Annotated in this window: 9 protein-coding genes; 7 read left to right on the forward strand and 2 right to left on the reverse strand. The window is 33.9% G+C overall.

Annotated elements, in window-relative coordinates; all coding sequences use genetic code 11:
- Positions 1-2 precede the first annotated feature (2 nt).
- A complete protein-coding gene (locus ACPUEN_RS04340) occupies positions 3-371 on the reverse strand; it encodes a hypothetical protein (RefSeq protein WP_425638808.1) in 369 nt (122 codons plus the stop codon).
- 388 nt (positions 372-759) lie between these two features.
- On the opposite strand from ACPUEN_RS04340, the gene ACPUEN_RS04345 reads away from it, so the two are divergent.
- The 7 genes from ACPUEN_RS04345 (at position 760) to ACPUEN_RS04375 (ending at position 11,497) form a co-directional block, all read left to right on the forward strand.
- Positions 760-2,409, forward strand: a complete 1,650-nt coding sequence (locus tag ACPUEN_RS04345; protein WP_425638809.1) for a patatin-like phospholipase family protein — start codon at positions 760-762, stop codon at positions 2,407-2,409.
- Between the two features lie 612 nt (positions 2,410-3,021).
- Positions 3,022-3,810: a hypothetical protein gene (locus ACPUEN_RS04350; protein ID WP_425638810.1), complete on the forward strand. Its 789-nt coding sequence runs from the start codon at positions 3,022-3,024 to the stop codon at positions 3,808-3,810.
- A gap of 318 nt (positions 3,811-4,128) precedes the next feature.
- Positions 4,129-4,794 carry a hypothetical protein gene (locus ACPUEN_RS04355; RefSeq protein ID WP_425638812.1) on the forward strand — a complete coding sequence of 222 codons (666 nt, stop codon included), beginning with the start codon at positions 4,129-4,131 and terminating at the stop codon, positions 4,792-4,794.
- A 1,270-nt stretch (positions 4,795-6,064) separates the two neighbouring features.
- A complete protein-coding gene (locus ACPUEN_RS04360) occupies positions 6,065-7,303 on the forward strand; it encodes a DNA cytosine methyltransferase (protein WP_425638814.1) in 1,239 nt (412 codons plus the stop codon).
- Positions 7,296-9,638, forward strand: a complete 2,343-nt coding sequence (locus tag ACPUEN_RS04365) for an ATP-binding protein (protein WP_425638816.1) — start codon at positions 7,296-7,298, stop codon at positions 9,636-9,638. Before ACPUEN_RS04360 ends, ACPUEN_RS04365 begins: the two co-directional genes overlap by 8 nt.
- The gene (locus ACPUEN_RS04370; protein ID WP_425638818.1) at positions 9,631-10,740 is read left to right on the forward strand and encodes a hypothetical protein; all 1,110 of its coding nucleotides are present in this window, start codon (positions 9,631-9,633) and stop codon (positions 10,738-10,740) included. Before ACPUEN_RS04365 ends, ACPUEN_RS04370 begins: the two co-directional genes overlap by 8 nt.
- Positions 10,733-11,497, forward strand: a complete 765-nt coding sequence (locus ACPUEN_RS04375) for an HNH endonuclease (RefSeq protein ID WP_425638819.1) — start codon at positions 10,733-10,735, stop codon at positions 11,495-11,497. The genes ACPUEN_RS04370 and ACPUEN_RS04375 overlap by 8 nt, the downstream gene beginning before the upstream one ends.
- A 57-nt stretch (positions 11,498-11,554) precedes the next feature.
- Here ACPUEN_RS04375 and ACPUEN_RS04380 read toward each other — a convergent pair whose 3' ends face one another.
- Positions 11,555-13,048: a reverse transcriptase domain-containing protein gene (locus ACPUEN_RS04380; protein WP_425638821.1), complete on the reverse strand. Its 1,494-nt coding sequence runs from the start codon at positions 13,046-13,048 to the stop codon at positions 11,555-11,557.
- Between the last annotated feature and the right edge of the window lie 125 nt (positions 13,049-13,173).

The raw sequence follows: 13,173 nt of genomic DNA on the forward strand, positions 1-13,173 counted from the left end.
TGTCAGAGGTTGTCAGGGTAATCCTTATTAAGTCCATTTTTACCTAACCTCTCTTCCCAAATCTCCTTAATCACTGCCCCAACCTTCATAAACTCCTCTTCCGTAAAAGTATCCGTCTTGGCATTATTACACCAATAGCAGGAAAAGACCAAGTTCCCAAGGTTGCTATATTTCTCATTAGGAGCCAGACGCTCCAATTCTAACTTCCTGCCTCTGCCACGCTTGGTAAGTTTGGGCTTCATTTCCCATAGCTGCTGGATCTGTTCAGTAGTAATTCCACAGTAGTGACAATGAGGGGTATTATTCAAGTAAGCAGCTTCAAATTCATCATAGGATATATCCCCACACTTCTTGATCCAAAGATCACGCATGGGCTTCAGTCTTTAGCTCCTCCTACCAACTTTTAAACTCATTTCTAGGCAAGTGTAAGAGTACGGCTACCTCATCGTAGCTTTTTCTCTCTATAAATACATAGCGAAGAAAGAGTTGCTCTTTTTTTTGTTTAGTAGTAAGCTCCCTCACCAGTCTAAGTACCTGTACTTTACTAAACTGCCCGGGAAAGCATCGATTTTCACCTGTTTTTAGTAAAAAATGCAAATAAATATCTGATTATTAAGTGAATATACCCTGTATAGGGTATGGATTTTCTTAAATATTTGCTTTTTCTTACAGGTGTCTATTACTAGATAGGACAAGCAAACTTTTTAAGCATTCTTCTGGGCTTAAACCTAGAAACCTAAATATTATAAAAATTAAAGAATGATGAGAAAATCGGTACTTTTTTTAATCGCAGTCGGATTGGTATTAGTTTCCTGCAAAACCATTAAACCTAATGATGATAATTTTGCGTGGAAATCATTTGACAATTCGGAAAAAGATCAATCAGTTGATTTTTCCATTTACGAATCACCTAATAATCGTTTAGGTCAAAATGAGAAAAAAATTGTAATTGTATCTTCAAGTGGAGGTGGTTCTAGAGCAGCTGCATTTACAACGGGTATATTGTTAGAGTTGGAGAAAATAATTCTCCCCAATGACTCTACTTTATCTAGTAATGTATTACATGAAGTCGATTATTTTTCTACAACATCTGGTGGGGGATGGGGAGCCTCTTCCTACATAGCCTATTTATATCAAAAGCAAAAATATTCTCAGCCTGATTATAAAAAGGCGATAAGTGATTTTAATAAATCTCTCTCAGAGGAAAAGTATGAAAAGGAATCAATCGAACCTTTTCCTACTTTTAACAGCTATGAAAAATATTTAGCTAATAGATCTGACTATAGATACTTTAAATATCAAATTCCACTCATATTTACTTTTAGATTTGGCGCTGCTAAATCAGATATGATCATGACTAATCGTCTAAATGCAGGATATTTGGGCTGGAGTTATAGAGATTATATAGAAAGTAAAACCTGGGGAATCTTAAATCCGGGAGTAAAATATTTGAAAAATTCAGCTGATGAAATTACTCTTGGAGATGTGTTTAAAAGCAAAGGGGAGAAATCATATTTGCCAATGTTAATTGCCAATACTACAAATATAGACAACTTTAAATTGATTCCTTTTACTCCGGATAGATTAAATTATTGGGGAGTAACTGAATATAGGCACTACCTTAACGGATTTGAGAAAATTTCTACTACAGAGGATTTAAATAATATCCCATTGGCCTCTGCAACTAAAGCAAGTAGTGGAATTCCTTTTGCCATGAGTTCCTCTACGTTCCCAGCTCTTAAAAAAGATATTTATTCAAATAGAAATATTAATTACTATTTACATTTGCAAGATGGAGGTTTTGTTGATCGACAGGGTTTGCACTCAACAAAAGCAATATTACTTGACAGTTCTAATTCCACATTGAAAAAGGAGAATAGAATTGTAATAATAATTGATTCTTCCAGCTCTGGTGTAGTCAATAATAAAAAATTTAAAAAGAAAAATGCTGGTCGATTTTATAATTTAAAAAGAGTGGCATCACCATTTTCTATTCCAGACGCACAGTATACTTTAACGCGTGAAAATGTAAAGCTGTTTGAAGATGAGTACAATTGTACAGTGGTTTATTTGGGAATGGAAGTTCTTTTAGATAAGAGTATTAAGTCAATCAGTGATAGTAGGGCTGATATGCCGACAAATAAGAAAAAAGTAGAAGAATATTTTTATACTCGTTATCCTAGGGTTCAGAAAACTACAGATGAGTTTTTGAATTTTAATTTGAATGAAAGAAAAATGCTGTTTTCATATGTTAGTCAATATGTTCCTACTTGGTTTACTTCAAAAGGATCTAAATTTAAAGGTAGAGTATTAACTGATGATAATAGTTCAGCAAAAATCCTTTTTTTAGCAGGAAGAGGGGTTGTTCAGCTAAAAAGAGCGACAATAGAATCAATATTTAAACAATGATAAGAAATTTTAGTTGGTTAAGAATTATCTTCGCTCCTAATACTTAGTTTCTATCTAAAAAATGCAATGGATTTATTTGCAAAAGTGTTTCTATTTATATTGGCACTTTTAAGCCAGAAGTAGGAAAAGTCCCTTTGCCTTAGATAGCTGTACTTTTCTTTAGGAGCCAGGTGGTCCTATTCAAGGATCTTGTTGCTGTCACTTTTAAAAGGCTTGGTGTTTCTTCAATACGATTTTTGAAATCCCAACTGTTCTAAGTGCTAGTATTTATGGTTCTCATCTTTAGAACATCGATACTTTTCCTTTTTTAATAGAAAATTGAAATAATTCTTTGATTGTTAACTAATTATACCCAGTGTAGGGTGTAGATTCTCTTTTAGATTTGTTTTTATTTGTACTTATCTTTAAGCAGAAAACGATTGGTCAACTTTTATGATATTCTTCTGGTATTAAATCCGGATCCCTATCTAAAGAATTCTAAATTAAAACTAATGGAGCTAACTAGTCCATTGCAAGCTTTGGGTTCAAAGCAAAATTGAAACATGTATGGAATAGCTTCTAGAAGCTGATTTTTAATAATTATTCTACGACTTGAAATTATTTAAGAAAAACATGAAAAATGTAATCCTAATAACAGCAGTATTTATTTTGATGTTTGATGTTGGGTTTTCACAGGATTTGAAAACTATCCAAAAAAGTGAGGTAGAAATAAGCGGAAGTTTTGAATTTGAAAAGGCCCTACCCAGCAGGTTAAAACAATTAAAGGATGAAAATGGAAACTTTAAAAATATTCCTATTGGTAAAAGGGTAACTGTTTTATACACCCAAGGTGATTATGTTTATTTTTCTTACTGGTATCAGCCAGATGATGAAGAAATAAATAAAGAATTGAATGGGGAAGGATCAATCAGGACTGTTTATTACATGCCAGTGAATACTTTCATCCAAATTTCTGTTCCGCTTTATTCTAGATTTAAGGGGTTTAAAACTGGGGCCTACACTGTTCCGGTTAGACTTAGAGGAGTTTCTGGGGATTTTGATTTTGATCCAACAATTTCATTGACAGCTAATTTTATAGCCGGGTTTGGTTCAGTTTATGAGGAGCGTTCGTGGTTTGACATGTCATTTGGCATTGGGTTATCTAGCATAGAATTGAATCAAGATAACAGTTCTTTAGTCGAAGAAAACAGAACAGCTGCAGCTTTTACTCTTTCATTAGGAGCCTTATTCAAACCAAAAGATTACATGAACTTTGGATTATTTCTTGGTTGGGATTCTTTAGGCAGGGATGACCGTGGAGTGAATTGGGTTTATGACAATAAACCATGGCTCGGCATTGGAATAAACATTTCCTTTAATGAGATTGTAACTGATGTTGCCGCTAAGGATAAAAATAAATAAATCTAGTGTCTATGATTTGTCTTTAAATTCGTGTTTTAAGGCTTTTCACTCCCAAGTTCTTTAATCACGCTAACTCATATGTCACTACTTTAGGTGGAAGGTGTTCACTAGTTTGAATTACTGGGTTTCTTGTCCAAAACTCGAGTTTCATGAAGTATTTAATCATTCGCCGCCAGTAAATGATTTGCTTCCATTGAAAAGCTAATTTATCATGATACCTAAGAGGCTACCTTGTAAACATGTTAAATGGGATCTCTAATTAGGTCACTTATGGATTGACAACAATTCTTTCAAGAAGGACTGGCTCATGACCTGATCATGGCAGAGAGGCACTATTTCGTTTATCGTACAATAGGCGAACATGCACATTTAATTAACTCAGCCACAAAAAGTACAGAAAGGAGCGCTCTGAATTACATGCAGGAACCTGCTATGTATATGGCTTTGATCAGTCTATCAAAAATTTATGACAGCAAAAGTAGAAATAAGAGCTATCTGGTAAGATCGCTGGATTCTCTTGTTGATATGGGGGATCAAATAGATGCTAGCTTCCCATATAGCTTAGAATACTTTGAAGCTTTTGAGAAGCTTGAAAAACTTGTGCAAATCCCCTTTGGGAGTAAGGTGATATCGACCAAGGATGAATTAATCGACTACTTTAAAACTATTTTAAAGTCTCAGATAGTGAAAACCAAAGTGGATCATCTAAAAATCGTGAGGGATAAATACATAGTGCACAATGAGCACTTGAATGAAGTACCGAATATCCCGACTTTCTGGGAGGAGGTAGCTTTCCTTCTTGATTTAGGAAAATTAATTGCTTCAATTGTTGGAAAAATTTTCTTGCATACAGAATATATCAATATAAATGAAGTTGGTCCAAATCGGATTCACTATATGACACCCATTGACTTCTTTTGGTTGATTGAAATGGTCAAGTTAGTTGTAGGAAAAGAGAAATTTGTTCAATGGTGGGAGTCATGATTTAGAGCAATGAAATAAATGTAGATAGGATTTTCGAAAATCAAACCGAGCACACTATTAGTGAGCATAATTGAATTAGTAAAATAACCAGAATGCCTATTTTGGTTTTTTAGGCAAGTTTTTAGGAGTTTCTATTGTTACAAATCTTCCCGTAAGGAATACGTAAAGCGAAATTACTGTGACGATAACTTCGATAGTAGTGGGATCATTTAACATAATTAAGATTGGTTTAAACGCAAAAAGGCCACATTGGACGAATCCATGTGGCCTTTTTCGGCTGATATATAGTGCTAATATAAACCTAATTTTTAAAAAGGAAAGAACATTGGTTTTAATTTTTTCACCAACGGCCTACGTTTAAATACAGTCAACTTGTGTCCAATTAATTTGAATAAAAAACCCTTGTTTGAAGCCGTTGAAGCTGGTTTTTGCCATGCTTCCCTGATTTATTATGTCATTGTACGAACAACATTTTTTGAGAGAAACCCTTTTAGAGCCCTTCAATAGAAATATCATTTTTATCTTTATGAAAGAAAAACAACAATGTTAACACACTCTTAATTAAAACCGCTGTAGGTTAGCAGGGTCAGATATTTGAGGTGGCCAAAATGTTGATAACTCTGGCAAAACTTGCTTAAAACTTTTGCCTTAACTAAAGTAAATTTGTGAATAGTAAAAGTTGATTGATCACCAAAAATATGGAAAGTGTAATGCTAACCATCGCCTTGCTTCAGCTAGTGGCTGAATTTGCGCGAACCTGGAGAGAGATCATGCAGCCTGACCTTATGGTAAGGCCAAACTGCATGTAAATCTTAAAAGGAGTCTCAGGATTACTAGAATCCTAAAGGATGTCGATCCAAACTTCTAGTGTTTGGAACTGTTAAATCCTCCCGTTGCACCGGGAGGATTTTTTTTCGACATCCAAAAATGAAAATATTTTTCTGAGAAGTAAAGGAAAATCTGAAGTATTAAGAAATCCTGATTCACTAAGCAATTCTTTGGCAAGGTGCTTTTTTAGAAATAATCTATCTTCCATCACACTTAAATCATGGGTTTTGGTCTTTGTTTTTGCAAAATAGCCCAGAATATACCCTGTACAGGGTATGTTATTCTTAGTTTTTTTTTCCTTTCTTTAAGAAGAATTTGTCAAACTGAGGTAAAATTTTTAAATGTCGGCTCTAACTGGCACATTTTCAAAGATTAAGTTTCTTTCGCCTCATTTTTGAGAAATTTCTTGCATTAGTGAAATTTTATTTTCCAGACTATTCCATTGAAGAGTAACCTAAATTACATTGATTTATTTGCCGGAGCTGGCGGACTTTCCGAAGGATTTATTCGGGCGGGTTTTAATCCGATTGCCCACGTCGAGATGGATAGTGCTGCATGTTTTACATTGAAAACGAGAATAGCATATCATCATCTGTCAGAAAACGGTAAGGAAGATATATATAATTCGTATCTACTAGGCGAAATTTCCCGGGAGGATCTCTATTCGAAGATTCCTGAGCAACTAATGAAAAGCGTCATTAATGCAGAAATAGGAATTGAAAACAGAGAAACATTTAAAGTTATTGATTCCGCTTTAGATGGACGTTCTGTGGATTTAATTATTGGCGGCCCTCCATGTCAGGCGTATTCTGTAGTGGGCAGGGCCCCATTAAAGCATAAGTCGGATGACGAACGGACGATGCTTTATGTCCATTATGGTAGGTTTCTTAAAAAATATCAACCAAAAGTATTTGTATTTGAGAATGTACCTGGGATACTTAGTGCTGCCAATGGGAAATACTTTAAAAATCTACAGAAATATTATAGGAGATTAGGGTATGTTGTAGAGCAGAAATTGCTAAATGCACTTGATTTTGGAGTCGTCCAAAGCAGAGAGCGTGTAATAGTGATAGGCTGGAAGAAGGAGATTGATTTTTCCTACCCTGAATTTTGTCTTGAGGAGCTTAGGGGATACAGAGATGATATTTTTTCTGATTTACCAAAAATATTTCCAGGAGAAGTATCGAGGACTCAACAATACAGCAGCGCCATAAATACTTATCTAAAACAGACTGAGATACGGAATGGGGTAAATTATGTGACTCAACATATTACAAGACCCCATAATGATAAGGATCTGGCCATCTACAGATTGGCTATTGAGAGGATGAATGCTGGAGAACGGCTCAAAAATAATCTCATTCCTGAGGAGATGAGAACACAAAAAAATACCAAAGACTTTCTAGATAGGTTCAAAGTTGTGGATAAGACTCCACATACTATGATTGCTCATATTGCTAAAGATGGACACCATTTTATTCACCCTGATGTAAACCAGCTTCGTTCTATCTCAGTGAGAGAAGCCGCTAGAATTCAGTCTTTTCCAGATAGCTATTATTTTGAAGGAATTAAGGAGAAATCTCCTAGATCAGCTGCATTTAGGCAAATTGGAAATGCAGTTCCTCCATTGATGGCAGAGAAAATTGCTGAACAAATTAAAAATTTATTAGATAATGCCTGATAATAGTGCAATTAAGAGACATTCTTTTCAGCCAGGTGCAAGGTCAATCATTCAAATGGGTGAGCAACTTATTGGTCATCCAAGTACGGCAATAAATGAGTTGGTTAAAAATGGTTATGATGCTGATGCACTTTACTGTAAAGTGTATTTCTCATATTCATCCGATCCATCAGAATCCTTTATAGTTGTATTTGATGATGGGTCTGGTATGAGTGCTAGGACGCTTTTCGGCGATTGGTTAAAGCCATCTGTAAGTTCTAAGAGGCAAGCCGGTAGCAAAAGTATCAAATTTGGAAGAAACCATCTTGGAAGTAAAGGAATTGGTCGATTAGCTGCTATGGCATTGGGTGAGAAGGTTACTGTTGTTTCAAGGAAAGCTAAAACAACAAAATATAACTGGATTACAATAAATAGGGAAGCATTTAAAGAAGAGGTCCTTTTATCGGAAATAGATTTTCCAGGAGATAAAATTTCAGATTTTTTAAGTTTGTTTACAGAAAAAGATTTAATCAAAGAAAGGAATGCAAAGGTTAATGATCCATTGCAGCATTTTCTGGAGGTAACAAAATTGGATTCGTTCGAAAATGGGACTCTTATTATAGTTGAATCTCTAGATAGTTCCGTTTTAAAAATTCTAATGGAGGATTATAATCAATTAGAATTACCCGATCATTCTAGATCTTTCGAAAGTACAAGGTTTTATAAAGCACTTGCTACACTAATTACTCCTTTGAGTTTAAATGCTGAAATCCAAAAAGAATTACAGCAAAAGAAACTTATTGACGTCCAAAATGTCATTGAAGTCTCTGAAAGTATATTTTCTATAGAATATGGTACTAATCTTTTACCAGATCAAAAGAGCGATGAAGTCGATTGGCTACCAGTTGAGCCAGTTCCTATCCAATCTGTTTATGATTATAGGGTTTATGGTAAGGTTTCAAATCAGGGAGATGTACAGGGTTTCTTGTCTTATAAAAGATTGATAGATGATCATAAAGAAGAAAGGTTTGAGATTTTAAATCAAGAATATATAAATAAAAGTGATGTACAAATCGGTCTGTTTGGAAATGGCGAGGAAGTCAATGAAACAGGTGAATATTACTTTGATATTAGGATTTACGATATTGGTGAAAAAGATAATCTTGAAAAATTAGCTAAAGAAGCAAGGTTAAAAAGTGCCTCCGAATTTAGATCAGTTTTTAAGAACTTTCAAGGTATGCGCATATCTAAAAATGGTTTTGGAGTAAAACCGTATGGTGATGAGGTTGAAGATTGGATAAATCTCTCTAAAGCTAGAGTTCAAAATCCAGGAAAAAATGTCAATACGAACCAGATTCTTGGTTATGTGTTTCTCTATTCTCCTGAGAATGACAATCTGGAAGAGAAAACAAATAGAGAAGGGTTTCTTGAAAACAGAGCCTTTCAGCAAGTGAGAGCAACAATGGTGGAGATCTTTTCCTTACTAGGAAAGCGACGCTATAACTACAGGTTGTTACATGGAATAGGCAGAACCCCAACTAGTAAGCATCAGCGGCCAGATTTTGATGAATATTTGGGCAACCTTCTTAATCTAAATGCTACATCACAAATTTTAAGCTATTCGCAAAAATTCATGAAGGAAGTTACCACTTCAATGGACAACATAGAGGAATCACTATCCTTTTCAGAAAGGCTTGCCTCCTTAGGTAGTGGAATTGAGCTTGTTTACCACGAAATGGCTCAACCTATTTCTGGCTTACGGACTACCAAATCTTCTTTGGATCTAAAAATATCTAAAATAGATCCTAATGTTTTAGATAATTATGTTAAGGACATTACTGCTTTGCAACATGCGACAGATGTTTTGACTCAATTAAGAAGCTCATTGCAACCAGCTATAGGAAGGTCAAGGAGTAAGAAATTTAATCCATACATCACATTTTTAAAAGTATGCAACCTTTATAAGTCTGATATAGAAGAAAACGGAATTTCTATAATTGCCGAAAACAGGCTTGCAAACTTTGAAATTATAGATCTTGAATATGCTTTTTGGATTGCGTTTTTAAATATCATAAATAATGCTATATACTGGCTTAAGAAATCTGAGAAATCTGGCGAAATAAGGTTTTATATTGAGCAGGAAGCTTTTGTTATTAGTAACTCCGGTCCTTATATTAACGATGAATTAATTGATCAAATATTTAACTATGGAGTTACTACGAGACCTGAAAAGAATGCTACAGGCCTCGGTCTTTCATTTACACAGAGCATACTTAGTAGGAATAATTGGAGTATTTCTGCAGAAAATAGAATAGATGGGCCAGCATTTATTATAAAAAAGGATAGCAATGGTTAAGGGTGTTATTTTACATTTGGAGAATGACAAAAGTCTCCTTGAACAATATGATTCTTTCTATAAGCAGCTGGGAATGGAGCTTGATTATATTGGGTGTTCAACTTCTGAAGAATTTAATCTAGCACTCGAAAATAATGAGAAGCAAATTAAGGCTATTATTTTTGATTTAATTGGTCACAAAGCAACACAAGATGAGCTTTCTGGTAATCCTGAATTTCTAGCAGTGATAGAGGAGAAATTTATTAGGTATAATTTGCCTATTTTCATTTATAGTGGGCAGCTTGAAAGTATAAGTGATAGATATAATCAAAATGGAACCGTCTTTAAAGTTTCTAAAGATGAAAGTATAAGTGAGATTTTTACGAAAATTAAATTTCTTTCCGATTCTGGATTTATTGAAGTATTTTGTCCTGGTGGAATATTAGAAAGACAAATTCATCGAGAGCTACATCATGCATTCACAAAGCAATTTTTACATAGTGATGAGATTGAAAAAATAATACTTAATATTAAAGGGGCTCAGGGATTTGAATTAAGTAGGGATCGAATTAAGAAGGTATTTAAGCGGATTGCAGTTAGGACTTTGCATTTTGAATTATTACTTCCTGAGGTTAATGAAAAGGGTCAAATTATTGAGGAGACCGTCAGTACATCTGAGCACTATATCAGGAGAATTGGATCTATACCCGTATGGACAGGAGATATTTTTAAGAAAAAAGGTCTGGATGAGTTTGTTTTTATACTAACTCCTAGATGTAATGTTATAAGGAATAACGAAATTCTGGTTTGCCCTTTTAATTACAAAGATATTATTAAAAAGAAGGATAAAATTTCTAAAATGTTGCAAGGAGATCCTACTGTTTCGGGATATGACAGGCATATACCTCCTTCTCCAATATTTGAAGGTGGTAAATTAGCACTTTCAAAATATTTCATGCTCAAAAAGGAAATACTTGTAAATGAATATAGTCTTGCAATTACTTTAAGTGATGAGCTTACAAATGAGATATTGGGGAAATTTGGATCCCATTTCTTTAGAACAGGAATTACCCCATGGGATTCAACCGAAGCCACTGACGAAATTTCAGCTAATAATGTCTAATATCTGGACATATGAAGAGCATATACTTGCGTACAACTTGTACTGCAAAATACCATTTTCAAAAATCAACAGTACTAATCCACCTATAAAGGAACTAGCTAGAATAATAGGTAGGACAAATGGGTCTGTTGCAATGAAACTTGCTAATTTCGCTAGACTTGATCCTTTTCAGCAGGCTAGAAATGTATCAGGTTTGTCACAAGGCGCAAAAGGAGAAGAGGTAGTATGGAATGAGTTTAATGGTAACTGGGAAGAACTGGCCTTTAAAAGTGAGCAAATACTAGCCAGATATATAAGCAAATCTCTTGAGGAATCTTCTGGAATCGAGACTGCAGATTTACCTACTGTAGGAAAGGAAAGAGAGTCTTTAGTAAAGATTCGTGTTAATCAATCATTTTTTAGGAAGTCAGTTATAGCATCTTATAACTTTAAGTGTTGCATTACTGGTTTAGCGATTCCGGAGTTATTAGTTGCTGGTCACATTATACCCTGGTCATTAGGGGTTGAACACCGGACTAATCCTGCTAACGGGCTTTGCTTAAATTCACTTCATGATAAAGCATTTGACAGAGGGTTAATGACTATTACTCCTGATTATAAAATCAAGTTTTCAGATAAGTTACTTGATAAGATTAAGAAAAGTGAATTTAATGATTTCTTTACTCCATATATAAATAGAAAAATTATGCTTCCCCAGAAATTCCATCCGCTTAAGGAGTTTTTGGAATATCATAATCATAATGTTTTTCTTTTTTAGAAAACTGACTTTTTAATTAAAAATATTGATATTTGAAATACCACCAATTGATTAAAACTATTCGTAATAACCTGAATGTGGATTCATAACTCGCTCAATACCTTCATTTTTCAATCCTATTTGAATTGCATTGTGAATTCGAAGAAAGCTAGGAATTTTAAGTAAGCCTTTTCTTCCTGTTACTAAAGTAACTCTACATTCTTCTAAAAGAAGATCTGTAGGGCGGTTAAATGGAAATTGTCTATTGTTCCAACCAGGATTAATTATTTTTAATTGTTTTTGACGTCTATTTAAAGTACTCGAAATCATACAAAGTAACCATTTATCAAGATTTTGAAGTTGTTCAATGTTATTTATTAATGGATAGAAGCTCATAATTCCTTTAAATCTAAGTACTTTGTATGTGCCATTGATGTATTTCTTTAAAGATGACTCAGTTAAATTTCCATATAAATATCTTCTAATTTCCATTATAGCGCTTAAGAAATTTTTATCCATTCCATCTACGGGGAAATTACGAGGATGTACTTTAATAGCCTTAAGTGGTTGAAGGAGATTTTTATATAAAAGGTAAGTGATTTGCTTTTTTATTTTAGTGATTGATCTGTCCTTAATGCTTATCTTATCTGTTGAGATTTTATAGCCTAAGAATTCCACATATTCTTTTGTGTTTAAAAATTCAGAACGGATATTTTTACTTTGAAGTAAAGAAATGCCATCTGACTTCTTATAGTTAATAGCAATTCCTGCTTCAATAGAAAAATTATTTATGATTTCGAATGCAGTAGATATTTTCGAATAGTCTTTTGACCAAATTATAGTGTCATCAGCATATCTTGCAAATCGCACCCCTAAATCTTCCAATGCACGATCCAGTTTCCAGCATACTACATTTGCTAAAAAAAGGGAGATTGAAGTCCCTAATGGGATTCCTTTATCACGGTCGGACAAAAATGCTTTTATTATTTTCATGTCCATTTCACTCCATAAAAATGCATTCTCATTTAACTGAGCATATAAGTAATTGTGATTTATTGAACCAAAAAAATCACTAAAATCAAACTCTGCAACAAAAATTCGTGGTACTTGCTTTAATTCATTCGCAATATCCTGTATGGCATAATGTATATTTCGATCATTTCTGTAGGCATATGTCAATGAACTGAATCGGTGCTTATTTTTACTTAATAAGTTATGGTAAAATCGATCTGATACAGCAGAATCTTGAATTTGGTATACACTTATTAATCTTTTTCCTCCATTAGGTTTCGGTATTTCCTTAGTTATAGGCTTATTTGGTATGTACGTACCTTTTAAAATTCTTTGACTTACCGCTTTAGCTATCTGTTTTTTTCTTTTATATACATAAAATGGATTGTACTTTTTGTCTTTTTTCCACTCTAGAGGGATTCTCACATCTTTAGAAGTAGGGATTATGTAATTTTTGTTTTTTCTCGCAATTGACAAATGAAGAAAGTTATGGTAAGAATTATACTTTTCACATAGTTCTTTTGCTTGTTTTTCTATGTCCCTAAGAAGAAATTTTTCCATAAAGCAGGTAACAAAATTGCCCTGCCGAAGCAAGGCAAATCCACGGAATACACAATTAAAAGTATTACCTTAATTAATAATTGTTTTTTAGGCAGAACAACTACACCTTGCTCAAATGATTTACA

This window comes from Algoriphagus yeomjeoni, from assembly GCF_049821175.1.
Lineage (GTDB): Bacteria > Bacteroidota > Bacteroidia > Cytophagales > Cyclobacteriaceae > Algoriphagus > Algoriphagus yeomjeoni_A.